22 protein-coding genes and 1 pseudogene are annotated in these 22955 nt (G+C 68.3%); 8 read left to right on the plus strand and 15 right to left on the minus strand.

The window, feature by feature from the left end:
- Nucleotide 1: 1 nt before the first annotated feature.
- On the minus strand, nt 2-1213 hold the full coding sequence (locus ACWDUA_RS01050; protein ID WP_449749151.1) for an acetyl-CoA C-acetyltransferase: 1212 nt from the start codon (nt 1211-1213) through the stop codon (nt 2-4).
- Between the two features lie 129 nt (nt 1214-1342).
- Between ACWDUA_RS01050 and ACWDUA_RS01055 the strand changes: the two genes are divergently transcribed.
- Together ACWDUA_RS01055 and ACWDUA_RS01060 are read left to right on the plus strand one after the other, a co-directional pair.
- Nucleotides 1343-2548 (plus strand): TetR/AcrR family transcriptional regulator, encoded by a 1206-nt coding sequence (locus tag ACWDUA_RS01055; RefSeq protein WP_449749152.1) that lies wholly within the window; start codon nt 1343-1345, stop codon nt 2546-2548.
- Nucleotides 2545-3492, plus strand: coding sequence for an adenylate/guanylate cyclase domain-containing protein (locus ACWDUA_RS01060; RefSeq protein WP_449749153.1), 948 nt, complete (start codon nt 2545-2547; stop codon nt 3490-3492). The genes ACWDUA_RS01055 and ACWDUA_RS01060 overlap by 4 nt, the downstream gene beginning before the upstream one ends.
- Here ACWDUA_RS01060 and ACWDUA_RS01065 read toward each other — a convergent pair.
- From ACWDUA_RS01065 to ACWDUA_RS01085, 5 genes are all read right to left on the minus strand, one after another.
- Complete coding sequence (locus tag ACWDUA_RS01065; protein WP_449749154.1) at nt 3435-4553, minus strand: sulfate/molybdate ABC transporter ATP-binding protein; 1119 nt, start codon at nt 4551-4553, stop codon at nt 3435-3437. The two genes, ACWDUA_RS01060 and ACWDUA_RS01065, sit on opposite strands and share 58 nt — an antisense overlap.
- A complete protein-coding gene (locus ACWDUA_RS01070) occupies nt 4550-5332 on the minus strand; it encodes an ABC transporter permease (RefSeq protein ID WP_449749155.1) in 783 nt (260 codons plus the stop codon). Before ACWDUA_RS01070 ends, ACWDUA_RS01065 begins: the two co-directional genes overlap by 4 nt.
- 19 nt (nt 5333-5351) lie before the next feature.
- The gene (gene modA / locus ACWDUA_RS01075) at nt 5352-6131 is read right to left on the minus strand and encodes a molybdate ABC transporter substrate-binding protein (protein WP_449749156.1); all 780 of its coding nucleotides are present in this window, start codon (nt 6129-6131) and stop codon (nt 5352-5354) included.
- A gap of 50 nt (nt 6132-6181) precedes the next feature.
- Nucleotides 6182-6583, minus strand: coding sequence for a TOBE domain-containing protein (locus tag ACWDUA_RS01080; RefSeq protein WP_449749157.1), 402 nt, complete (start codon nt 6581-6583; stop codon nt 6182-6184).
- Nucleotides 6584-6662: 79 nt separating this feature from the next.
- Nucleotides 6663-7067 carry a carboxymuconolactone decarboxylase family protein gene (locus ACWDUA_RS01085; protein WP_449749158.1) on the minus strand — a complete coding sequence of 135 codons (405 nt, stop codon included), beginning with the start codon at nt 7065-7067 and terminating at the stop codon, nt 6663-6665.
- A gap of 128 nt (nt 7068-7195) precedes the next feature.
- Here ACWDUA_RS01085 and ACWDUA_RS01090 point away from each other — a divergent pair, with 128 nt between their 5' ends.
- Together ACWDUA_RS01090 and ACWDUA_RS01095 are read left to right on the plus strand one after the other, a co-directional pair.
- On the plus strand, nt 7196-8227 hold the full coding sequence (locus ACWDUA_RS01090; RefSeq protein ID WP_449749159.1) for an ATP-binding cassette domain-containing protein: 1032 nt from the start codon (nt 7196-7198) through the stop codon (nt 8225-8227).
- Complete coding sequence (locus ACWDUA_RS01095; RefSeq protein WP_449749160.1) at nt 8224-9093, plus strand: ABC transporter permease; 870 nt, start codon at nt 8224-8226, stop codon at nt 9091-9093. Before ACWDUA_RS01090 ends, ACWDUA_RS01095 begins: the two co-directional genes overlap by 4 nt.
- 302 nt (nt 9094-9395) lie before the next feature.
- Here ACWDUA_RS01095 and ACWDUA_RS01100 read toward each other — a convergent pair whose 3' ends face one another.
- Nucleotides 9396-10718 (minus strand): ROK family protein, encoded by a 1323-nt coding sequence (locus ACWDUA_RS01100; RefSeq protein WP_449749161.1) that lies wholly within the window; start codon nt 10716-10718, stop codon nt 9396-9398.
- Between the two features lie 374 nt (nt 10719-11092).
- On the opposite strand from ACWDUA_RS01100, the gene ACWDUA_RS01105 reads away from it, so the two are divergent.
- The gene (locus ACWDUA_RS01105; protein ID WP_449749162.1) at nt 11093-12121 is read left to right on the plus strand and encodes a sigma-70 family RNA polymerase sigma factor; all 1029 of its coding nucleotides are present in this window, start codon (nt 11093-11095) and stop codon (nt 12119-12121) included.
- Here the strand turns inward: ACWDUA_RS01105 and ACWDUA_RS01110 are convergent.
- Nucleotides 12110-12514, minus strand: a complete 405-nt coding sequence (locus ACWDUA_RS01110) for a VOC family protein (RefSeq protein ID WP_449749384.1) — start codon at nt 12512-12514, stop codon at nt 12110-12112. The two genes, ACWDUA_RS01105 and ACWDUA_RS01110, sit on opposite strands and share 12 nt — an antisense overlap.
- 148 nt (nt 12515-12662) lie before the next feature.
- Between ACWDUA_RS01110 and ACWDUA_RS01115 the strand changes: the two genes are divergently transcribed.
- On the plus strand, nt 12663-13358 hold the full coding sequence (locus ACWDUA_RS01115) for a histidine phosphatase family protein (protein ID WP_449749163.1): 696 nt from the start codon (nt 12663-12665) through the stop codon (nt 13356-13358).
- A gap of 49 nt (nt 13359-13407) precedes the next feature.
- On the opposite strand, the gene ACWDUA_RS01120 is transcribed toward ACWDUA_RS01115, so the two are convergent.
- From ACWDUA_RS01120 to ACWDUA_RS01135, 4 genes and pseudogenes are all read right to left on the minus strand, one after another.
- Entirely contained in the window at nt 13408-14442 is a 1035-nt protein-coding gene (locus tag ACWDUA_RS01120; RefSeq protein WP_449749385.1) for a phosphotransferase family protein, read from the minus strand.
- Between the two features lie 15 nt (nt 14443-14457).
- Nucleotides 14458-15660 (minus strand): annotated as a pseudogene (locus ACWDUA_RS01125) (acyl-CoA dehydrogenase family protein); the annotation flags it as partial.
- A gap of 92 nt (nt 15661-15752) precedes the next feature.
- A complete protein-coding gene (locus tag ACWDUA_RS01130; protein WP_449749164.1) occupies nt 15753-16412 on the minus strand; it encodes a TetR/AcrR family transcriptional regulator in 660 nt (219 codons plus the stop codon).
- A gap of 21 nt (nt 16413-16433) precedes the next feature.
- On the minus strand, nt 16434-17099 hold the full coding sequence (locus tag ACWDUA_RS01135; protein ID WP_449749165.1) for a TetR/AcrR family transcriptional regulator: 666 nt from the start codon (nt 17097-17099) through the stop codon (nt 16434-16436).
- Nucleotides 17100-17243: 144 nt separating this feature from the next.
- Between ACWDUA_RS01135 and ACWDUA_RS01140 the strand changes: the two genes are divergently transcribed.
- Nucleotides 17244-18137 (plus strand): oxygenase MpaB family protein, encoded by an 894-nt coding sequence (locus ACWDUA_RS01140; protein ID WP_449749166.1) that lies wholly within the window; start codon nt 17244-17246, stop codon nt 18135-18137.
- Nucleotides 18138-18165: 28 nt separating this feature from the next.
- Here the strand turns inward: ACWDUA_RS01140 and ACWDUA_RS01145 are convergent, their stop codons facing one another.
- Nucleotides 18166-19455, minus strand: coding sequence for an alpha-hydroxy-acid oxidizing protein (locus ACWDUA_RS01145; RefSeq protein WP_449749167.1), 1290 nt, complete (start codon nt 19453-19455; stop codon nt 18166-18168).
- A 76-nt stretch (nt 19456-19531) separates the two neighbouring features.
- Nucleotides 19532-20179 carry a LysE/ArgO family amino acid transporter gene (locus ACWDUA_RS01150; RefSeq protein ID WP_449749168.1) on the minus strand — a complete coding sequence of 216 codons (648 nt, stop codon included), beginning with the start codon at nt 20177-20179 and terminating at the stop codon, nt 19532-19534.
- 46 nt (nt 20180-20225) lie between these two features.
- Between ACWDUA_RS01150 and ACWDUA_RS01155 the strand changes: the two genes are divergently transcribed.
- A complete protein-coding gene (locus tag ACWDUA_RS01155; RefSeq protein WP_449749169.1) occupies nt 20226-21170 on the plus strand; it encodes a LysR family transcriptional regulator ArgP in 945 nt (314 codons plus the stop codon).
- Here ACWDUA_RS01155 and ACWDUA_RS01160 read toward each other — a convergent pair.
- Complete coding sequence (locus ACWDUA_RS01160) at nt 21142-22449, minus strand: MFS transporter (protein ID WP_449749170.1); 1308 nt, start codon at nt 22447-22449, stop codon at nt 21142-21144. The genes ACWDUA_RS01155 and ACWDUA_RS01160 overlap by 29 nt on opposite strands.
- Nucleotides 22450-22955: the final 506 nt, after the last annotated feature.

Here is a 22955-nt window from a genome sequence, read left to right on the forward strand (position 1 = left end):
ATCAGACGCGCTCGATGACGGTGGCGATGCCCATGCCGCCGCCGATGCACAGGGTGACCAGGCCGTAGCGACCGCCGGTGCGCTCGAGCTCGTCGAGGCAGGTGCCCAGGATCATCGCACCGGTGGCACCGAGCGGGTGACCCATCGCGATCGCGCCACCGTTGACGTTGACCTTCTCGTGCGGGACCTTGAGGTCCTTCATCCACTTCATGACGACCGACGCAAACGCCTCGTTCAGCTCGAAGACGTCGATGTCGTCGACGGTCAGGCCGGCGCGCTCGAGGGCGAGCTCGGTGGCCGGGGTGGGGCCGGTGAGCATGATCGACGGCTCGGAACCGACCTGCGCGAACGACACGAAGCGGGCGCGCGGGGTCAGGCCGTTGCGCTTGCCCGCCTCCTCGCTACCGATCAGGACCGCTGCGGCACCGTCGACGATGCCCGAGCTGTTGCCGCCGGTGTGGACGTGGTTGACGCGCTCCACCTCGGGGTAACGCTGCAGGATCACGTCGTCGAAGCCGGCCATGTCGGCCAGCGCGGCGAAGGCCGGCTTGAGCTTGCCCAGCGACTCGACGGTGCTGCTCGGGCGGCGGTGCTCGTCGTGGTCGAGCAGGATGACACCGTTCATGTCACGCACCGGAACCACGGACTTCGTGAAGAAGCCGCTGGTCCAGGCCTTCTCGGCGCGGACCTGCGACTCGGCGGCGTAAGCGTCGACGTCCTCGCGGGAGAAGCCCTCGATGGTCGCGATCAGGTCGGCACCGATACCCTGCGGGACGATGTAGTTCTGGTAGGCGGTCAGCGGATCGGTGAAGAGCGCGCCGCCGTCGCTGCCCATCGGCACACGCGACATCGATTCGACACCACCGGCGATCACCAGATCGTCGAAGCCGCTGGCGACCTTGGCCGCGCCGAGGTTGGTGGCTTCCAGACCCGACGCGCAGAAGCGGTTGATCTGGGTGCCGGGGACGTTCTCCGGCAGGCCCGAGTTGAGGGCTGCGGTGCGCGCGATGACGGCGCCCTGCTCGCCGACGGGCGAGACGACGCCGAGGATCACGTCGTTGACCTGCGAGCCATCCAGGCCGCCGTGGCGGGCGAGGACCTCGTTGATCAGTCCGGAGGCGAGATCGACCGGCTTGACGCTGTGCAGCGCACCACCGCGCTGCTTGCCGCGAGGCGTACGGAGTGCCTCGTAGATGAATGCTTGATCGGCCACGATGAAGTGTTCCTTTCACACGAACCAGCGATGGTTTCACCCCAGGCTAACGCGGAATAACTTGTTTGGCTATACCTAGAGGTCAGGGACTAGATGAAGCCTTGGATTTTCAGCTAAGGTCGATTCACCATGTCTACCTCCACCCCACCGGCCGGACCGCGTCGGACGCGTCCGGCCGACCGCAAACGGCAGCTCGTCGACCACGCGACGACGCTGTTCGCCGAACGCGGATACCAGCAGGTCTCGGTGGCAGACATCGCGCGCGCCGCCGGCGTCACCGCACCGTCGGTGTATCGGCATTTCACCGACAAGCTGGCCTTGCTCGACGCCGCGGTGATCGCCGCCGTCGACGATCTCGAGTCCTGCACCGACCGTGCACTGGTCGGCGACCAGAGCATGGATCGCCTCGTGACGATGCTGTGTGCACTGGGCGCCAAGCGGCCGGAGTCGACGTCACTGTGGCGGTCGGCCAGCCAGCACCTCACCGATGAGCAGAACCGCGAGGTGGTGCTGCGGACGCGTGAGGTCCTGCACCGCTGGGCGGCCACCATCGACGCCGCGACGACGATGGGTGAGCGCAACGCGATCCAGATCGCCTGGGCGATGCTGTCGATCGCCGGCAGTCTCGCGGTGCACACCACCCGGCTCTCGAGCACGCGGGCGCAGGCCGAGCTCGGCATCCTGGTGCGTCGTCTGGTGGCGGTGCAGCCGCTGTCGGCGCCGCCGCTGACCACTCCCCCACCGATGGGTACCTCGACGAGGACGCGCCGGGACGAGATCCTCGACGCCGCAGCCGACCTGTTCGCCGAGCGGGGCTATGCCGGAGTGGGCGTCGACGACATCGGTGCCGCGGTGGGCATCACCGGACCCAGTGTCTACAAACACTTCTCGTCCAAACTGGCGATCCTGCTCGGAATCGGCCAACGCAGCGGTACCCGGCTGGAGGCCGGGGTGATGGCCGCGTACGCCGCGATCCCGGCCGAGGCAGGCGGGCCAGAGGCCGAGGACGCCGCCGCAGTGCTTGCGCTGCTGGTGGATTCGTATGTCGGGGTGATCACGTCGAGCTCCGACCTGTCGGTGGCGTTCAACAACTCCTACGCGCTGGCCGGCCAACCGGCCGCGGGGGATCTCCTGGACGTGCAACGTCGCTACGTCACCCGGTGGATCGACCTGCTCGGTGCGGCCCATCCCGAACTGAACCGCGCGCAGGCAGCGATCGCGGTCCATGCCGCACTGTCGATCGTCAACGACGCGGTGCGTGTGCGACGCGGGGTGAACCGTCCGGAGTTCCCGGCCACCATGGCGTACCTGATGAAGGGGATACTCTCGGTATGACCACCGCGGGCGAACCCGAGTACACCCGGGACGAGCTGATCGCCGAACTCGGGATCTCCACCGAGTACGCCGAGAAGATGTGGAATGCCTTCGGTTTCGCCCGGCAGACCACCGACGAGAAGATCTTCACCGCCGCCGAGGTGGAGGCCTTGCGGTTCTTCGCCCATTCCGACGAGGCCATTCCCCCGGCCGCGCAGGTGCCGGTCGCGCGGGCGATCGGACAGACCATGTCACGACTGGCCGACTGGCAGGCCGAACAGCTGATCGAGTTCGACAAGAATCCCGAGATCCCGTGGACCCGCGACCAGATGGCGCTGGCACTCGGCCTGATCCAGCAGATGATCTGGCGGCGCCACCTGTCGGTGGCCCTCGAACGGGACATCACCCATCCCCATGACGAATCGCAGGAACTGGTGGTCGGATTCGTCGACATCGTCGGCTACACCAGCCTGTCGCGCCGGATCGGGATGGCCGAGCTCGAGGTGCTGCTCGAGATCTTCGAGGACCGGACGCACGAGATCATCGCGAAGAACGGTGGAACGGTCATCAAGACGCTCGGCGACGCCGTCATGTTCACCTTCACCGGAGCATCCGACGCCGCCGAGGCCGCGCTGGCGATCCACCGGCTCAGTGACGACGACCGAATCCCGTCGTTGCGGGTCGGCCTCGCCCGCGGACACATCCTGACCCGTCTCGGCGACGTCTTCGGCGAGCCGGTGAACATCGCGGCCCGGCTCTGCGGATCAGCACGTCCGGGAACGACTCTGGTCGACCAGGCGGTGGCCGACGAGCTCGCCGACGTCGCGCCGGTGCACTTGCGATCGATCCCCACGCTCTCGGTGCGCGGCTATCGCCGACTGAAGGCGAAGGCGTTGACGGCGGGTCGTCACCGCCCCGATTCCGATACCCCCGGAAGCGTCGACACCGGTCCGGCGGTTCCGTAGATCCGCACCTCGGTGGCCTTGACCACCAGGTACACCGGACTCCCGTGTCCCAGCCCGAGTTCGGCCACCGACGCCCAGGTCACCTCGGCACCGATCCGAAGTCCCCCGCAGTCCGCCCACACCAGTGCGTGATCGCCGCGCGGCAGCACCTCGGTGACGGTTCCTGCCCAGCTGTTGCGCGGACTACCATGCGGCGCTTGTGGATACACTGCGACGGCACGCGGGGAGAACGCAGCGGCCGCGGGTTGCCCTGAGCTCAGCGGCTCGGTGGGCTCCCCGACCACCGTGATCCCGCCCGGCCCTTCGATCGTCGACGGACCGTCGAACCGGCCGGTCACCAGGTCGACCCCCGACAGCGACGCCGCGAACGGCGTCTCCGGATGCATCAGCACCTCACTGGTCGGGCCGGTCTGCACCAGCCTGCCGTGGTCGAGCACGGCAACGGTGTCGGCGAGCCCGACCACGTCGACGAGATCATGGGTGACCAGCACCGTACAACCCGCCCGGTCCGCGAGCAGGGATCGCACCAGGGCCCGCATCTGCTGTGCCACATCCACATCGAGTGCCGCGAATGGTTCGTCGAACAGCAGCACCGACGGTTCGGTGGCCAGGGCCCGGGCGATCGCCACGCGCTGGGCCTGCCCACCCGACAGTTGCGAGGGCATGCGGTCGGCGAGATGGGCGACGCCCACCGCGTCGAGCCAGTGCCCGGCGCGGTCCCGCGTCGCACGACGGGACAACCCTGCGGCCGCCGGACCGAAGGCGACGTTTCGCCGAACGTCGAGATGCGGGAACAGCTTCGCCTTCTGCTCGAGCAACACCACCGAACGCCGGTGCGGTTCGACGAAGACACCGCGGCCCTGCAGCACCCGCTCCCCCAATCGCACCTCGGAGTCCGGGGTGCGGCGCAATCCGGCCAGAATCCCCAGCAGCGTGGACTTTCCGGCGCCGTTGGGGCCGATCACGCCGAGCGTGGTCGCCGGCGGCACCTCGAGATCGGCGGTGAGCGGCGGCAGCTCACACCGCACGGCGGCGCGGAAGGCCGCGGACTCCTCGGTCACGTCATCACCCCCGATCCCTTCCGGAGGTGCACGCCCACCACGACCACCAGGGCGATCACGATCAACACCAACGACATCGGCAGTGCGGCAAGCGGATCGGAGATTGCGTCGAGGTAGATCTTCAACGGTGCCGTCTGGGTGGTCCCGGGCAGGTTCCCGGCAAAGGTGATCGTGGCACCGAACTCGCCGAGCGCCCGGGCGAAGGCGAGGACGCTGCCGGCGATCAGTGCCGGCACGATCAGCGGCAACGTCACCCGCCACAGGGTGCGCGTGGGACCAGCACCCAGGGTGGCGGCGACCTGCTCGTACCGGTCACCGGCGGTGCGCAGGGCACCTTCCACGCTGATCACCAGGAACGGCAGTGCCACAAAGGTCTGCGCGATCACCACCGCCGGGGTGGTGAAGGCGATGACGATCCCCGCCCGGTCGAGGTACTGCCCGATCAGCCCGTACCGGCCCAGCGCGTACAGCAACGCCACACCACCGACCACCGGTGGCAGCACCAGGGGCAGCAGGACAACCGCACGGATCACCCGGACGACCATCGAGTCGTACCGGGCGAACACGATCGCCATCGGCACACCGAGTAGCAGGCATACGACGGTGGTGCTCACCGCGGTGAGCATGCCCAGCCGCAGCGCCGCCACCGAGTCCGGCGACGTCACCGACTCCCAGAAGGTGTCCCACGGCATCCGCCACAGGATCGCGATGGGACCCATCAGGATCAGCGCGACCCCGAGGGTGGCGGGGACGTGAATCCAGAGCGGGACGCGCCTCATCTGCTGACGTGGCGCCCGATCAGGAGGCCGCGGCGAAGCCGGCGTCGGTCAGGATCTTCTGACCGGTGCTGCCGAGAACCAGATCGACGAACTCCTGCGCCTGCTGCTCGTGCCTGGACGCCGTGAGGGTGGCGATCGGATAGCTGTTGACCACCGCGGCGAAGGCGGGATCGTCGACGGTGGTGACCTTGTCACCGGCGCCCTTGGCGTCGGTGACATAGACCAGACCGGCGTCGGCCTGACCGCTGGTGACCTTGGTGAGGACCGCGGTCACCGAGGTCTCCTGGCTCTTCGGCGCGATGTCGACGCCGGTGTTCTGCTCGACCTCGGCGGTCGCGGCGCCACACGGCACCTCGACCGCGCAGACCACGGTGGTGACGTCCGGGTTGCGCAGGCTCGCGAAGTCGGTGACGTGCTTCGGGTTTCCGGGGGCGGTGACGATCACCAGGGTGTTGCGGGCGAAGATCTGCGGGGTGTCGACCTTGTCGGCCACCTTGTCCATGGTCTTCTGGTCGGCGGTGGCGAGCACGTCCACGTCGGCGCCCTGCTGGATCTGGTTGACCAGGGCCGACGATCCGTCGAAGTTGATCTTCACGTCGACGTCGGAATGCTGCGCCTCGTAGGCCTTCTCCAACTCGGTGAAGGTCTTCTTCAGCGATGCGGCCGCGTAGACGTTGAGGACGGTCTTCTCGCCGGACCCGCCGTCATCCGACGACGAGCATCCGGCGACGGTCACGGACGCGGCCGCGACCACCCCGACGGCCGCAATCGTCTGACGAATCCTCTTACCGCGCAACATCATCTGCTCTCCCTGGAAAACTGTCCGTAGTGGTGTCCGACGCCGGAGCGTCAGCGGTGCGCGTCGCGCTCGACGATCACGGTCGTCGCCTTGACCACCGCACTCGCGATCACGCCGGGTTCGAGGCCGAGTTCACGGGCGGCCTCGGCACTCATCAGTGAGGTCACCGCGAACGGCCCGCACTGCAGGCCGACCTTGGCCATCACCCCGTCCATCTCGACGTCGGTGACGAGACCGGTGAAGCGGTTACGGGCCGACGTCAGCACTCGGTCGTCGTCCTGCCCCGGGTCGCGGGCACGGTCGACCGCGAGTGCGGCCAGTTCGGCACCGTCGACGGTGGTCGCACCCTCGGCGCTGGTGGCGGACAATGCCCCCACACTGATCCACCGGCGCACGGTGTCGTCACTGACCCCGAGCAGCGCCGCCGCCTCCTTGATCCTGATCGCGACCATACGGGTACCCTATCCGCACTTGCGGATCGATGCCGCACCAGCGTTCGCAAACGCGGAGGAGGAGCCACGCTCTCTCTCGTCAGGACGCGTTGTGCGCGTCGAAGACCTGTTGCGCCACCTTCATCGCCGACAACGCGGCAGGCGCGCCGCAGTACCCGGCGGTGTGCACGATCGCCTCGACGATCTCGTCCTGCGTGAGTCCGTTGGTGAGCGCACCGCGGACATGCCCGACGAGTTCCTCGTGAGCACGCAATGCGGTGAGGATGCCGATGTTGAGCAGACTGCGGTCGCGACGCTCGAGTCCCGGGCGGTTCCAGACCGCATCCCACACGTGCTCGGTGACGAATTGCTGCAGCGTCGCCGAGGGGGTTCCGTCGGTGCGCGCGAGGGCCGCGTCGACGAAGTCGTCGCCCATCACCGCGCGCCGTATCCGGAGACCGTTCTCGAATGATTCGGAATCGTGATCAAAACTGTCGCTTGCCATTCGTTCATGGTCGCAGACCTGCGACGACCGTTTGCCGATGAGTTCTGCGCACCCAGGTGGTCTGTATCGAGGACAGTCCACCGAAAACCCCTGGCGCCGGTGCGCGCCCGTCCCTAGCCTGGAGAAACATGACCGCACAACCAGCAGTCGAGGTCGGGGCCATCGGCCCCGACACCCCCGCGATCGAGGCCATCGACCTCGTCAAGACCTTCGGCGACCTGACCGCCGTCGACGGTGTGTCCTTCACTGTCCCGCAGGGATCGGTGCTCGGACTCCTCGGCCCCAACGGGGCCGGGAAGACCACCATCGTCCGCATGATGACCACGTTGTCGGAGCCCACCTCCGGCACCGCACGGATCGCCGGATTCGACGTCCGGGACGATCCGGAGGAGGTCCGCCGCCACATGGGACTGACGGGCCAGGCGGCCACCGTCGACGAGATCCTGACCGGCCGCGAGAACCTCCGGATGATCGGTGGCCTCTACGGCATCCGACGCCGCGAACTGGCCCGGCGCAGCGACCGGCTCCTCGAGCAGTTCTCGCTCACCGATGCCGGCAACAAGCAGGTCAAGTCCTATTCCGGTGGTATGCGCCGACGCCTCGACCTGGCCGTGAGCCTGCTCGCCGCACCACCGGTGCTGTTCCTCGACGAGCCGACCACCGGACTCGATCCGCGTAGCCGCAACGAGTTGTGGGATGTGTTGCGGGAACTCGTCGACGGCGGCACCACATTGCTGCTCACCACGCAGTATCTGGAAGAGGCCGATCAGCTCGCCGACGACATCGTCGTCATCGACCGCGGCACGATCATCGCGCACGGCACCCCGCTGCAGCTCAAACAGCAGGCCGGGGCGGCGAGTGTGGTGATCACCGTGTCGGCGGACACCGATCTCGAGCCGGCACGCGAACTGTTGTCCCGCCACGGCCAGGAGGTGTTCGTCGACGCCGCGTCGCGCACCGTCACCACCCCGGCGTCGGGGCTGTCGGATCTGACACGGATCGCCGGCTTGTTCGACGAATCGCAGATCGGCGTCGACGATCTCGGCCTCGCCCGCCCGAGCCTCGACGACGTCTTCCTGTCGCTCACCGGACACCGGGCCGAAGGCGTCCCCGATCCACTTGACTCCGACTCCTCCACCACCGACGGAGAATCCGCATGACCACCACCGCCACCACCTCGACCACCACGCCTTCGCCACGATCGTTGTCCGCCGCACCCACGATCCATCAGACGAACATCGCCCAGCAATCCTGGATCATGGTGCGTCGCAATCTGATCCACACACGCCGAATGCCGGAGATGCTCTCCGACGTGACGATCCAGCCGATCATGTTCGTCGTGTTGTTCGCCTACGTCTTCGGGCCGGCGATCAGCCTCGGCGTCCCCGGCGTGAGCTACAAGGAGTACCTGCTGCCCGGCATCATGGGGCAGACCATCGTGTTCACCGCGTTCATCGTCGCCACCGGCATCACCGCAGACATCGAGAAGGGGATCGTCGACCGCTTCCGCTCGCTGCCGATCCGACGCTCCTCAGTGCTCGTCGGGCGCAGCATCGCCAGCCTGATCCACTCCTCGATCGGCATCGTGGTGATGGCCGTGACGGGGCTGATCATCGGCTGGCGGATCACCACGTCGGTCGGCGAGGGCATCCTGGGCTTCGCCCTGGTGCTGCTCTTCGGTTTCGGGATGATCTGGTTCGGCGTGCTCATCGGCTCCTGGCTGCGATCGGTCGAGGCGGTCAACGGGTTCATGTTCACCCTGCTGTTCCCGTTGACCTTTGTCTCCAACGCCTTCGTCCCCACCGCCAACATGCAGCCGTGGCTGCGCGCGATCGCCGAGTGGAATCCGATGTCGGCGCTCGTGCAGGCCATGCGTGTGCTGTGGGGGAACGGACCGGCGGCCGCGGCCGACGCCGCGTGGCCGATGCGCCATCCCGAACTCGCCACCCTGATCTGGGCGATCGTCCTGACCGCTGTGTTCGCCCCGTTCGCCGTACGCGGCTACAACCGCCGGACCGCCGACTGACGGGCGTTCGCCAGGCCGTGGGGCGGCGCCGCGGAGCGCACCAGACTCCACCGACCGTCCGTTTCCCACGGTCCCCAGCTCCCCGGCCCCGTCCCCGTCCCCGAAACCAGGGGAAGGTTGTTCTTCCCCTGGTTTCGCAACCCTCCCCTGGTTGAAACACGGGGAAGGCGACGAAAGTAGGGGAAAGTCGCCTTCCCCTACTTTCGGGAAGCGACGACGGCTTTCGGGAAGCGACGACGGCTTTCGGGAGGCGGCGGCGGCGAACTCGCCCGACCCGCCCTCCTGAGGACGGCCGGCTCAGGTCACTCCGTCGCGGCGAGTGCCGCGATGGGGTCGCTGTAGACCGCGTCCAACGACACCGCGCCGGCGGCCTGCTGCTGGACAGTGGCACCCGAATGCGACACGCGCACATCACGATTGGTGACAACCGAGGTCCCCCGGATGGCTGCGGCCACGGCGGGGAGGGTGGTCGGGTAGTCGGTGAACGCCTGCCCACCGAGGATGACGTGATCGGGGTTGAAGATGTCGGCGATCAGGGCGACGGTGCGGCCGAGCACTTCGGCCCGCTCCTCGAGCAGCGCCTGTGCGGTGGGATCACCGGCACGGGCGAGCGCGATCACGCCGTCGACGTCCTCCACCGGAAGATTCAGCGACTGCGCGGCCTCGACGACTCCGGTGTCGCTCACGGCCGGCTCGAGCCGACCGGTGCGGTTGGGGTCGAGCAGGGTGGTCCCGGCAGCCGGGAAGTGACCGATCACCGGCGGACCGGCGGCCGGGGTGTGCACGGTGCCGTCGACGCTGAAGGCGATGCCGACCATCTCACGGGCATAGAAGTAGAGGAAGCTCGCGCGCTGCGACTCGTCGTCGGTGACCGTGCCCGGATTCACCACGAGTTCGGCGGCGGCCATCGCCTCCACGTGCGAGGCCACCGACACCGGCAGACCGACCGACTCGGCGATGATCCGCCCGACCGGGGCGTTGGTCCAGCCCAGGCGCGGGTGGTCGACGAAGCCACCGGAGGCGACGCGGCCACCCACGGCGACCCCGGCCCACAGGACGCGACGGTTGTTCCAACGGCCGAGGAAGCGGCGCGCGCTGTCACCGATGGCGGCCAGGGTCTGCTCGGGCGACTCGGCGACCGGGGTGGGGATCTGGATGGCACCGACGACGCGATGCAGCAGGTCGTGGGTGGTGATCGAGGTGACCTTGTAGCCGATGTGGATGCCGAGGGTCAGGTAGTCGGCGACATTCAACTCGAACGGCAGGCGCGGCCGGCCGATCGCACCGGCGGGTGCGAGGTCGGCACGTTCACGCAGCAGACCCGCCTTGAGCAGGGTGCCGACCTGGCGATTGACGGTGGAGATGGACAGACCGGTGAGTTCGGCGGCCTCGTCCCGGAACAGCGGGCCCGACAGCCGAGCGGTGCGCAGGACCAGCGCCGCCGGTTTGGTGGAGAGTTCGAGCTGCGGGGTCGCGACGTGAATCGGCCGGCCTCCCTGGGTGCGCGTCGGTCGAGGTGAGCTCACCCGACTGCCGGTGGGGCGAGGGCGGGAGATCCGCGGCGGCACCGGTCGGGACGGGGCGGAGACGGTGGCGGTGGTGCGGTGATCGATGGTGGCGGTCATGTTTCGTGTCCTCACGGAGTGGGCCACAGATCATTGTCGGCATCCGGCACCGGTCATCGGCGACCGATCGGGCGACATTCTGCGGCGAGTTCGTTGTTTCGGGCGGATTCGAGAACAGCAGCCGCACGGCGTCCGACGACGGACGCATCTCACGAGCGGCTGGTCAGCGCATTCGACAACAACACAGGACACGAGCGAACGGCAGGCGACAGCCCAGAGCGGTGATCATATAGGTCACCTCCGGGATGCGGGTCTGCTCGTTCGCGTGCATGGGTGTCAAGCTAACAACGCGCGGCACCGCATGGCAACCCGGAGCCCGAGGGGACTTCGTCACACCATGGTCACTGTCAGTGGTGGGACGTAGCCTGGGTCACATGTCCACGAGCACGGAACCAATCCCTTCCGAGGCCGAGTTCCTCGAGGTCGCCGAGCCTTTCCGGCGCGAGATCATCGCGCACTGCTATCGCATGACGGGGTCCCACCACGACGCCGAGGACCTCACCCAGGAGACCTACCTGCGCGCCTGGCGCGGGTACCCGAAGTTCGATCATCGCGCCTCGGTCCGGACCTGGCTGCACAAGATCGCCACCAACACCTGCCTCACCGCACTCGACGGATCGCGTCGCAGGCCATTGCCGTCGGGGCTGGGCGGCGACGCGTTCGACCCCACCGACACCCTGTTGCAAGACCATGAGGTCCCGTGGTTGCAGCCATATGCGGGCACGGTGGACGAGGTGACCCCCGCCGACGACGCCGACCCGGCGTTCGTGGTGAGCGCCCGGGAATCGGTCCGGCTCGCCTTCATCGCCGCCCTGCAGCACCTCCCGGAACGGCAACGGGCCGTCCTCATCCTGCGGGATGTGTTGCAGTGGAAGGCCGCCGAGGTCGCCGACGCCATCGGCATCACCACCGCCGCGGTGAACAGCCTGCTGCAGCGTGCCCGTGAACAACTCCGTGTGGCCCGACCCGACCGCGACGCCCCGGTCACCATCGACGATCCGGCGACGCGGGACCTGCTCGCACGGTATGTCTCGGCGTTCGAACGCTACGACGTCGACGCGATCGCAGCGATGTTCACCGACTCCTCGATCTGGGAGATGCCCCCGTTCACCGGGTGGTACCAGGGGGCCGAGTCGATCGCGACCCTCATCCGGGGCAACTGTCCTGCCGAGAAGGCCGGGGATCAGATCCTGCTGCCGACGACGGCCAACGGGCAGCCCGCGTTCGGTCTGTACATGCGCGGCCACGACGGCGTGCATCGCCCGTTCCAGCTACAGGTCCTCGACCTCGATCCGTCGGTCCACAAGGTGGCCCACGTCGTCGCCTTCTTCGATGGAGACCTGGAGGCGGAGTTCGCGCGTTTCGGCCTGCCGGCACTGCCGTACGACGATTCAGCAGGCTGACACCCCCGAGTTCCGTGGATCGGTCCACACCACCTCCCAGGCGTGACCGTCGAGGTCGCAGAAGGTGCGGGCATAGAGGAAGCCGAGGTCGGTGGGAGGCCGTAGGACCGTCGCACCACCGGCCAGCGCCGCGTCGAGGCGCCTGTCCACCTCCGCACGTGATTCCGCCGCGAACGCGAGCACGGTCTCCCGGCCGACGGCGGGATCGGCCACCGGGCCCGCCGAGTATCCGGCGAACCGGTGGCACCGGTGCATCATCACCACGGCGTCCGAGGTGACCGGCATGCACAGCGTGGAGCCGTCACTGAACATCTCGTCGAAGACGAACCCGAGCCCCTCGAAGAAGTCACGGGTACGCGACACCTCGGCGACCGCCAGATTGACGAACAGCATCCGCGTCACGACATCCCTCCTCGGCCCCGTGGGCGTCGGTCGTCGCCGAGCACCACGGGTATGACCAACGGGGACCATGGAATTCATCGGTCCCGTTCTCGACGGGCCCGACGGAGACGGCGAGACCCACACCACATAGGCTGCAGGCATGGGTGTGATCTATCTCGTCCGGCACGGTCAGGCCGATCCCAAGGCATACGGCATCGTCGATGCGGCATCGCAGAGCGCGTCCGGTGAGATCGGCGGCCTCACGCCGACCGGGGTGCTGCAGGCCACGCTGACCGGACAACTGCTCGCCGGCCGGACCGGGGAGATCACCTCGGCGTTCTGCGGTGACCTTCCACGTCAGCGCGACACCCTCGCCGGCGTGCTGTCGGCATTCGACACCGCACCCACCCCCGCGATCGACCCGCGATGGAACGAGTACGCGCTCCCGGCCCTCGTCGGTGAGGCCAGCGCCGCCGAGTACGCCGACGGTCGCAGCTACCAGCAACGCCTCGACGCCGCGCTCGGGCAGTGGATCGATCTCGACGGAGCCACCCCGACGGCCGGCGGCGAGAGTTACGCCGGATTCCGCGATCGGGTCGGCGCAGCCGCCCAGACCGCCACCGAGCAGGCCGGCAGTGGACAGACGGTGCTCGTGGTGTCGTCGGCGGGCGTGATCAGTCAGTGGATCGCCGACCTGTGGGATGTTCCCGGTCGGCAGTGGCCCGCGGTGTCGCGCGCGATGGTCAACGCCTCGGTCACCAAACTGATCGTCGGACGTCGTGGGGTGTCGGTGGTGTCGTTCAACGAGCACGCCCACCTCGACGACCGCGAGGGTGGTGTCGCCACCTTCCGGTGACGGCACCACCCTCGCGCCGAACTCGTGGGATTCGGCCCGGTCGTGCCGATCAGGCCAGGTGACCCAGACCGGCGGCGATGAACTCACCGGTCGCCTGGTCGGCCTTCTCGGCACCGTCGCCCGATGACGCCCCGGCCCGCGCCCGGTGGGCGATGCCCTCGGCGATCACCCCGAGCTTCAGGTTCGCCAGGGCGAGATAGAACTTCCAGTCCCCCAGGTCGTTTCCGGTGGCGGTCACGTACCGCTGGGCGATGTCATCGGCCGACGGGTAGCGCGGTGAGGTCCATGCGGCGTCGAAGCCGACGACGGCGTCGAACACCGGCTCCCGGTACACGCACATAAGGGCGACGTCGGTGATCGGGTCGCCGAGCGTGGCCATCTCCCAGTCCACCACGGCCGCAACCCGTCCCGGGTCATCGGCGGCGAGGATCGTGTTGTCCACCCGGTAGTCACCGTGCACGATCGTGTTGCGGGCGGTCGCCGGCACCCGCTCGGACAGCAGACCGACGAGCTTGTCGACGTCGGGCAGCTCACGGGACTTGACGATCCCCCACTGCCGTGCCCACAGCTTGACCTGACGGGCGGCAAACCCTGCGGGACGGCCGAATTCGCCGAGGCCGACCGCCTCGTAGTCCACCGCATGCAGGGCGGCGAGGGTCGAGACCAGGCCGTCGAGATTGCTGTCGACCTCGGCATCGGAGAGCTCGTCGAGGTCGGCGCGGGTACGGACCACCCGACCGTCGACGAATTCGACGACGGTGCACGGCGCACCGAGGACGTCTCCCTCCACGTCGAAGGCGACGGTCGGTGCCACCGGTACATCCGTACCACCGAGCGCGCTGGTCACCGACCACTCGCGGGCCATGTCGTGTGCCGAGGGCGTCAGGCCACCGGTCGGCGGGCGACGCGCGATCCAGCGGGTGACACCGTCGGTGACGGTGAACGTCAGATTGGACTTACCGCCGCTGATCAGACCGATCTCTAGGTCACCGGCAACTCCGACACCGTTGTCCTCCAGGAACTTCCGCAGGACGGCCGGGTCGAGGACGCTGAGCGGGTCGATCCCGGTCCCGGTGCCGCTCATGCCTGGGCCGCCTCGGCTGACGCTGGCGGTCTTGCGGGCACGTCCGATCGAACGACGGGCGATGGACCAGCGATGCACCTCGGAGGGGCCGTCGTAGATCCGGAACGGCCGCAGTTCCCGCTGCAGTCGGGCGATCGGCAGGTCGTCGGACACACCGAGCCCGCCGCACATCTGCATCGACCGGTCGGCGACCCGGGAGAACGCCTCGGCCGCAAAGGTCTTGGCGATCGACGTCTCGGTGGACGCATGGCCGCCCTGGTCGAGCTCGTAGCAGGCCTTGACCAGCAGGGATCGGGTTGCGGCAAGGTCGATCTCGTTGTCGGCGACCATCTGCTGGATCATGCCGAGATCACCGAGTCGGCCGCCGAAACCCTCACGGCGCGAGACATAGTCGAGGGCGACGTCGTGACAGCGGGTGGCCGCACCGAGCCAGCGCATGACATGGGTCATGCGGGCCGGACCGAGGCGCACCTGGGCGTAGCGGTAGCCCTCGTCGACCTCGCCGAGGACGTCCTCGTCGGGGACGAACACATCGGTGAACAGCACCTCGCAGTGTCCGCCGATCATCGACCGGTCGATGGTGGGGACGTGCCGCCCCACCTCGATTCCCGGGGTGTCGGCCGGGGCGAGGAACATCGTGGCCCCGCCGCGGTCACCGGGGGCGCCGGCGGTGCGCGCCATGATGATGAAGAACGCGGCCCCCTCGGCACCGGTGATCAGGTGCTTGATCCCGTTGATCTTCCAGCCGCCGTCGACCTTGGTGGCCTGCGTGCGCAGTGCATTGGGGTCCGCGCCCGCACCCGGAGCGGGCTCGGTCATCGCGAAGCCGGATCGGACCTCCGCGGTGGCCAGTGGCCCGAGGTAGAGCTCACGCTGCCGGTCGTCGGCGATGTGGGCGAGCATGTGCACGTTGCCCTCGTCGGGAGCACCGATGTGCAGGGCCACCGGCCCGAAGGTCGAGTATCCCGCCGCCTCGAACACCGGTACGCGGTCGGACATGTCCAGTCCGAGTCCTCCGTACTCGACGGGCGCGTGCGGGGCGAGGATGCCCTCGGCACGGGCCTTGGCGTTCATCTCGCGCCGCAGCTCGTCGCCGCCGGCGGCGGTGATGTCGCCGGCAAAGCGGTCCTCGATCGGCAACACGTACTCGCGGACAAAGCGGGTCGTCTTCTCGATGACGTCGACCACGTCCGGGCCGTACCGCAGGTCGATGGCCATGCATTCCTCCTCACGACACGCTGTTCGCGTGCCGACCGATCGCTCGTTCTGTCGGAGTCAGACTGCCAGGCCCGCCCGCGGGGGTCAACCCCTCACTGCTGCGGACGGTATCCCACGATGGACCGCGCGAGCTGCAGATTGCGGCGGATGAGCTCATCGGCGCCGAGCTCGCCGTCGAGCTTGAACCAGGTGGACACACCCACACACATGGTCGCGACCGCCCGGGCGGCGTCCTTGGGATACTCGGTGGCGAACACACCCTGGTCGACGCCGGCGAACACGATCTCGTCGACCATCCGCTGCTGCCGATCGCGATACCCGATGTAGGTGGGGCGGTAGTCGTCGTCGAGGCTGCGGATCTCGGTGGAGCCGACGAAGGCCTGCTCACGGCGGTACATGTGGAACCGCAGCAGCGACTCGACGACCGCGTCGAAACGGTTGACCGGCTCGGGGCCGGCCTCCTCGATGGCCTTCTCCGAGCGGGCCAGCAGGTCGGTCATGGTGCGTTCGAGCAGTCCCTGCAGCAGGGACTGCTTGGACGGATAGTGGTGGTACAGACCGGGTACCGAGAGATTGGCGCGCGCAGCGATCTCACGCACCGAGGTGCCGTGGTAGCCGTGCTCGGCGAACGCGGAGAGCGCAGCCGCGAGCGGGACGGGAAGCTCCTCGACCCCATAGTCCCGCCAGCCGTCCTCGGCACTCTCGGGGGTGTCCGCGGACTCCACCTGCGTCTGCTCGACTCCGCCACTCATGTGACCAACATATCCCGACGCCTACCCGGCCACCGCATCCACCAGCGACATCATCAGTCGCACGCTGAGCGCGACGACCTCGTCACGACCCAGCGCGACGTCGCCGTCGAGCCACGCCGACAGCAGTCGCGCGAGGCCGCCGACCTCGAACTGGGCGGCGCCGATCGCCTCCGGCGAGACCGCCTTGGCCAGCGCGTTCGATGCGGTGTCGACGGTGAGCATCGCGAACAGTGCCGTCGACTCGCTGCGCTTGTCGGCGATCGTCGGCGACAGGAGTTTGGGAGAGAACAACAACCGACCCTTGCGCCGGTCGTCGTCGATGATGTCGACGATCGCGCCCACCGCACCGGCGACCTTGTCGTCGATACCGGACCCGGCGCCGAATCCGGCGAGGGCCGAGTCCGAGATCTCGTCGACGACACGGTCGAAGGTGGCCGCCACCAGGGCCTCCACCGACTCGAAGCTCTCATAGAAATAGCGCGGGTTGAGCCCTGATGCCCGGCAGGCCCCCCGGACGGTGACCGATCCGCCACCGTCGGCGCCGAGCAGGTCGAGCGCGGCGTCCATCAGGGCGGTCCGGCGCCGCGCAACCCGCTCGTCACCGTCGACGCCGCCATAGGAGCGCAGTGGAGCACTCCGCTCGGACTGGCCGTCGACGGGCCGGGAACCTTCGGTCACGGCTCCCATCTTGGCATCCCCACCCTTGACACCCCACTGTCCAGAGCGGTTCAATCAATCAGGAAACATGCGTTTCCACAATTGCCGGGGCGGCTCGAGGGGTGCCGACCCGACAGTCACGAGATCACGCGCACGACACACCGGGGAGGACATATGACCGCGGCAAGGGACCACCTGAGCACAGCAGCATCACCGGATACCGGGTTCCCGCCGAGCGTTGGCCGGATCTCACGCGCCGAGCGCGACGCACTCCCGGCCGCGAACCTGGAACTGCTCGGGATCGCCGCACTCGCCGGACCCGCCAACGTGATCATGCAGCTGGCCCTGCCCGCCGTCGGCTACGGCGTCTACGAGAGCCGCGTCGACTCCGGCAACCTGTTCCGGCACCCGCTCAAACGCACCCGCACCACACTGTCGTACCTGGCGGTGGCGAGCAGCGATGATCCCACGGTGCGCAAGGCATATCGTCGTGCGGTCGGCCGTTCCCACGCCAAGGTGCGCTCCACTCCCGAGAGCCCCGTCGAGTACAACGCCTTCGACCCGCGGCTGCAGCTGTGGGTCGCGGCATGCCTGTACAAGGGATGGGAGGATGTTCAGCGCATCTACGGCGATCCCGCGGCGATCACCGAGACCGCGTATCAGCAGGGCGCGGTGATGGGCACCACCCTGCAGATGCCGCGTGAGATGTGGCCCGCGACGCGCGCCGATTTCGAGGACTATTGGAACGGCATGCTCGACGACCTGGAGATCGATCCGGTGATCCGCGAGCACCTGATGGCGATCGCCCGGATGGAATTCGCCGGGCCGGTGATGTCGAGACTGTTCGGCTGGCATTCGGAGATCTTCACCATCGGATTCCTCCCGGAGGGGTTCCGTACCGCGATGGGCGTCGAGATGACACCGTGGCAGCAGCGGTTCTTCGACATCCACAACACCGTCGCCCGCACGCTGATCCGGCGGCTCCCGAAGCCGTTGCGCGCGTTTCCGTTCAACCTCCTTCTCGCGGACGTGAAGTGGCGCATGCGAACCCATCGGCCGTTGGTCTGAGCACGGCCCCGTCGATACCGCGCAGCGCTCACCTAATCCGTTTCAGGACTTTCCGATCCAATTCCGACACCGACGTGTGCCCCGACAACCCGAGCGTGAGATCGAGTTCGGCGATGATGTTGGCCACCGCGTCGCGGGCGCCGTCGGCACCGTCGAGCGCCAGCCCGTACATGTGCGGACGGCCGATGCACACGGCGTCGGCACCCAGCGCGAGCGCCTTGAAAACGTCTGCACCGGTGTAGATCCCGGAGTCCACCAGGATCATCGCGCGGCCGCCGACGGCATCGGCGACATCGGGCAGGGCGTCGATCGACGAGATCTCTCCGTCGATCTGACGACCACCATGGTTGGAGACGATGATCCCGTCGATCCCGGCGTCGACGGCGGCTCGCGCATCGTCGGGGTGGAGGATTCCCTTGAGTACGACCGGCAACGACGTCTTGTCCCGCAGGGATTCGATCTCGGTCCAGCCGAGCGATGGCCGGGAGTAGATGTCGAGGAAGGTCTGCACACCGACCCGCGGCTCGGGCCGGATCAGATTGCGCAGCAACGCGCCCGGCGTGTTCCGGGCGATGGCGAACAGGGTCTTGATGGCGCCCGGCGAGATCTCTTGCCGCTCGGTCGAATCGGCGGCGGCCCGGATCCGTTCGGCGACGATGTCGGCGAAGCGCGGATCGGAGGTGTACTGCGCGATCCCCTCGGCCCGCGCGAACGGCAACGACCCGAGGGCGAGATCCCGGGGGCGCCAGCCGAGCATCGTGGTGTCGAGGGTGACGACGATGGCCTGTGCCCCGGCGGCCTCGGCACGGTGTACCAGCGAGTCGACCAGCTCGTCGTCGACCGACCAGTACAGCTGGAACCAGCGTGGCGCGCCGGCCCGTACCGTGTCCATCTCGGCGGCGACGCGTTCCATCGGGACACCACCCTGGTTCGAGAAGATATACGGCACACCGAGTTCCGCTGCGGCGTGACCGATGTGCAGGTCGGCGTCACGGCGGACCAGGTCGCCGGCCCCGACCGGCGCGAAGAGAACCGGGGCGGGCAACCGGGTTCCGAAGAGATCCACCTCGAGACTGCGATGCGACACATCGCGGAGGACCCGCGGCACGATCGCCCAGCGATCGAGGGCCTCGCGGTTGGCGGTCATCGTGCGTCCTTCGCCCGCACCGCCCGCGACATAGGCCCACGCACGCTCCGACATCGCCGAGCGTGCGCGGCGTTCGAGCCCGGCGAAGTCCGCGGGCACCACCGGCTTCCGGCCGTGCACACCCGCTCCGTAGATGTCGTTCTGACGTGCCCGGCCCCAGCCTGCGGTCATCGGTGACCCCTCCCGAATTCGACGGTGGCCACAGTAAAGCACGCGCCGGACGCACCGCTCATGCCGACGACACCGCTCACGCCGACAACAGCAGGGCCGCACCCATGCCGATCATGATCACGGCGACCACCCCGTCGATCACCCGCCAGGCAGCGGGCTTGGCGAACAACGGTGCCACCCGATGGCTACCCCCGCCCAGCAACGAGAACCACAGCACGCTCGCCAGACTCGCGCCGACGGCGAACGCCCACTTCCCGGCGCCCTGCCCGTTGGCGATGGCCCCCATGGTGACCAGGGTGTCGAGGTAGACGTGCGGATTGAGCCAGGTCAGCGCCAGCGCGGTGCCGACGGCCGCCCACCGGCTGATCGTCGCCGCCTCGGCCCGGGCGGTGGTGATCGCCTCGTTGCTCCGCAGGCATCGCCGGGCGGCCAGACCGCCGAGCACCATCACGTACACACCACCGAGGATCGTGGCGACGGTGACCACCCGCGGATGGGCCGCGACCAACGCCCCCAGACCGGCCACCCCGGCGACGATCAACACGACGTCGGACAGCGCGCACACGGCGACGACAGGCGCGACATGTGTCCGACGCACCCCCTGCTGGAGCACGAAGACATTCTGCGGTCCGATCGCCACGATCAGCCCGACACCGGTCAGCAGGCCGGCCAGCGCCGGCACCAGGAATGCGTTCACGCTCATCGACGCTAGAAGCGTGCTCATCAGAAGACCAGCGAATGTTTTTCATGAATCATTAGAATCACTTCATATGGAGATCGGTCAGGACGCACTGCAGACGTTGTCGGCGGTACTGCGCGAAGGCACGTTCGAGGCCGCGGCGACGGTTCTGCACATCACGCCGTCGGCGGTCAGCCAGCGGATCAAGGCGCTGGAGCACTCGGTCGGTCGGGTGCTGGTGCGCCGTACCAAACCGGTGCGCGCCACCCGCGACGGCGAGGTGCTGGTCCGCCTGGCCGAACAATGGGAACTGCTGGTCACCGAGGCCGGCCAGGAACTCGCCGGGCCGGCCGACGGTCCACCCGGCACCGACCGGCCGCTCATCCATCTGCCGATCGCGGCCAACGCCGACTCCCTGGCCACCTGGCTCCTCCCGGCCCTCGCCGACTTCCACCGCACCCACGCCGCGGTGGTGGAGGTGCGCCGCGACGACGAATCCCGCAACGGCGAATACCTGCGCACCGGTGAGGTACTCGGGGCCATCACCTCGATCCCCGACCGCATCCGCGGCTGCCGGGTGCAGCAGCTCGGCTCGATGCGCTATCTGCCGGTCGCCACCCCCGATTTCCTCGCGGCCTGGATGCCCGACGGACCCACCGAAGCGGCGCTCGCCCGCGCGCCGATGATGCTCTTCGACCGCAGCGACCAGCTGCAACGCGACGTGCTGCGCATCCTCACCGACACCCCGGGCGACCCACCCGGGGTGTACATCCCCGGGTCTGTCGAGTACCACCGCGCCATCGAACTCGGGATGGGATGGGGTGCAGCGCCGACGGTGCAGATCGCCGACGCGCTCGACGACGGGCGGCTGGTCCGATTCACCGACCGTCACATCGACGTCCCGTTGTACTGGCAGTACTGGACGGTGAGTTCACCGTTGCTGACCGCACTCACCGAACACGTCGTCGACGCCGCGACCACCCATCTCGATCCGGTCGGGCGGTCGCTCAGTCCGCAGGTGCAGGGACCGCGGTGAGGTGCGGTTCGTCGTCGACGAGCGGATGGTCGATCTCGTCACGCCACAACCTGGCGGCGACGTAGAAGCACAGCGCGAACGGCACCGGCAGCACCCCGCAGACGATGAAGGTGGCCTGCAGCCCGATCGCATGCGCCAACGGCGCGGCCAACGCCATCGACACCGGCATCAGCACCGCCGACACGAAGAAGTCCAGCGAGGCCACCCGCCCCAGCAGGGCCGGCGGGACCCGGCGCTGTAACAGCGTGCCCCACAGCACCATCGGCCCGTCGAACAGGATACCGGTGACGAAGGCGGCGACGATGAACACCCAGGTGTGCCCGGCAACACCCATGACCACCAACGGAACCGACGAGAATCCCCAGACCGCGAACATCACACTGAGATACCTCCGTGGCATCGGGATGGTCGCGAACACCAGCGACGAGATCGCCGCGCCCACACCGAAACCGGCCAGCACCAGGGCATGGTCACCGGCACCGCCGTGAACGCGTTCCCGCAGCGCGAACGGGATGAGCACCTCGATCGGACCCATCGTCGCCAACACCAGGATGGTCGCGAAGAACAACGTCGACCACAACCACGGGGTCCGCCACATGTAGACGAAACCCTCGGCCATGTCGGTGACGATGGACCGGAACGCGTTGCCCCGCAGGGTCGTGACGTCCCGACGCAGCGCGACCGGATGCATCGCCAGATAGCAGCCGCCGGCGGCCACACTGGCGATGGCGGCCACCACGATCGCCTGCGCGGGCGCCGCCGCCGAGATCACCGCGCCGGCCACCATCGGACCGACCGCCTGGAACAGCACCGGGCGCAGGAATCCCTCGATCCCGTTGGCGGCCTGCAGTTCCGACGGTGTCACGATGCCCGGTAGCAACGCCGAATAGGCCGGGTAGTACATCCCCGTGGTGATCCCGCCGAACAATGCGGCGAGCACCACGATCGGCAACGACAGTACCCCGACGAGGGCACAGACACCCACGGTGACGAAGGCGAGGGTCTTGACCACCTCGAGTCCGATGATGATCCGACGCTGTGACACGCGATCGGCGAGAACACCACCGGCGAGCGTGGAGACGACCATCCCGACCGCGGCCACACCGGTCGCGATCGACACCTGGGCCGGACCGCCACCCAGGGCGATCACCTGCCACACCAACGCAACCGTCCACACGCCGTCGGAGAACAGCGCGAACACCAGACCGGCGGCCAGCAACCGGTACTGACTGCCGAGGAACGGCCGGAGAGGCTTCGGCAGCGCAACGGTGGAACTCACCTCTAGAGCTTGCCCGATCCCGCCCTGCGGACGCGAACGGTTTTCGGCGGCGGTCGCGTCGCCCCTCGAACCGGGGTCGCGACCACCCACCCGATCGGCAACTGGTCGAGCCCGGCGGGAAGCACAAAACGCTGGTTGAGCCGACGAGGAGCGACCCGACGAGACGAGCCGAAACCTCCGCCAGCCGACCTCGCCAACCCTCCCACCCCAGAGGCGCCCACCACCCATCCCACACTGCAGAGATTTCGACACGGGTCCTCGCCCTCCAGGGCTCGGTCCCGGCTCAATCAGCAACCGATCACCGCTGGTTGAGCCGACGAGGAGCGACCCGACGAGACGAGCCGAAACCTCCGCCAGGCGACCTCGCCAACCCTCCCGCCTCAGAGCCGGCCACCACCCATCCCAGCCGCAGAGATTTCGACACGGGTCCTCGCCCTCCAGGGCTCGGTCCCGGCTCAATCAGCAACCGATCACCGCTGGTTGAGCCGACGAGGAGCGACCCGAAC

The sequence above is a fragment of the Gordonia sp. NPDC003376 genome, assembly GCF_053589235.1.

What these genes read in the sequence shown, in the direction of transcription:
- ACWDUA_RS01055 (WP_449749152.1), top strand. Translation starts at nt 1,343, where the DNA reads ATGTCTACCTCCACCCCACCGGCCGGACCGCGTCGGACGCGTCCGGCC.
- ACWDUA_RS01060 (WP_449749153.1), top strand. Translation starts at nt 2,545, where the DNA reads ATGACCACCGCGGGCGAACCCGAGTACACCCGGGACGAGCTGATCGCC.
- ACWDUA_RS01070 (WP_449749155.1), bottom strand. Translation starts at nt 5,332, where the DNA reads ATGAGGCGCGTCCCGCTCTGGATTCACGTCCCCGCCACCCTCGGGGTC.
- modA (WP_449749156.1), bottom strand. Translation starts at nt 6,131, where the DNA reads ATGTTGCGCGGTAAGAGGATTCGTCAGACGATTGCGGCCGTCGGGGTG.
- ACWDUA_RS01080 (WP_449749157.1), bottom strand. Translation starts at nt 6,583, where the DNA reads ATGGTCGCGATCAGGATCAAGGAGGCGGCGGCGCTGCTCGGGGTCAGT.
- ACWDUA_RS01085 (WP_449749158.1), bottom strand. Translation starts at nt 7,067, where the DNA reads ATGGCAAGCGACAGTTTTGATCACGATTCCGAATCATTCGAGAACGGT.
- ACWDUA_RS01090 (WP_449749159.1), top strand. Translation starts at nt 7,196, where the DNA reads ATGACCGCACAACCAGCAGTCGAGGTCGGGGCCATCGGCCCCGACACC.
- ACWDUA_RS01095 (WP_449749160.1), top strand. Translation starts at nt 8,224, where the DNA reads ATGACCACCACCGCCACCACCTCGACCACCACGCCTTCGCCACGATCG.
- ACWDUA_RS01100 (WP_449749161.1), bottom strand. Translation starts at nt 10,718, where the DNA reads ATGACCGCCACCATCGATCACCGCACCACCGCCACCGTCTCCGCCCCG.
- ACWDUA_RS01105 (WP_449749162.1), top strand. Translation starts at nt 11,093, where the DNA reads ATGTCCACGAGCACGGAACCAATCCCTTCCGAGGCCGAGTTCCTCGAG.
- ACWDUA_RS01110 (WP_449749384.1), bottom strand. Translation starts at nt 12,514, where the DNA reads ATGCTGTTCGTCAATCTGGCGGTCGCCGAGGTGTCGCGTACCCGTGAC.
- ACWDUA_RS01115 (WP_449749163.1), top strand. Translation starts at nt 12,663, where the DNA reads ATGGGTGTGATCTATCTCGTCCGGCACGGTCAGGCCGATCCCAAGGCA.
- ACWDUA_RS01120 (WP_449749385.1), bottom strand. Translation starts at nt 14,442, where the DNA reads ATGAGCGGCACCGGGACCGGGATCGACCCGCTCAGCGTCCTCGACCCG.
- ACWDUA_RS01130 (WP_449749164.1), bottom strand. Translation starts at nt 16,412, where the DNA reads ATGAGTGGCGGAGTCGAGCAGACGCAGGTGGAGTCCGCGGACACCCCC.
- ACWDUA_RS01135 (WP_449749165.1), bottom strand. Translation starts at nt 17,099, where the DNA reads ATGGGAGCCGTGACCGAAGGTTCCCGGCCCGTCGACGGCCAGTCCGAG.
- ACWDUA_RS01140 (WP_449749166.1), top strand. Translation starts at nt 17,244, where the DNA reads ATGACCGCGGCAAGGGACCACCTGAGCACAGCAGCATCACCGGATACC.
- ACWDUA_RS01145 (WP_449749167.1), bottom strand. Translation starts at nt 19,455, where the DNA reads ATGACCGCAGGCTGGGGCCGGGCACGTCAGAACGACATCTACGGAGCG.
- ACWDUA_RS01150 (WP_449749168.1), bottom strand. Translation starts at nt 20,179, where the DNA reads ATGAGCACGCTTCTAGCGTCGATGAGCGTGAACGCATTCCTGGTGCCG.
- ACWDUA_RS01155 (WP_449749169.1), top strand. Translation starts at nt 20,226, where the DNA reads ATGGAGATCGGTCAGGACGCACTGCAGACGTTGTCGGCGGTACTGCGC.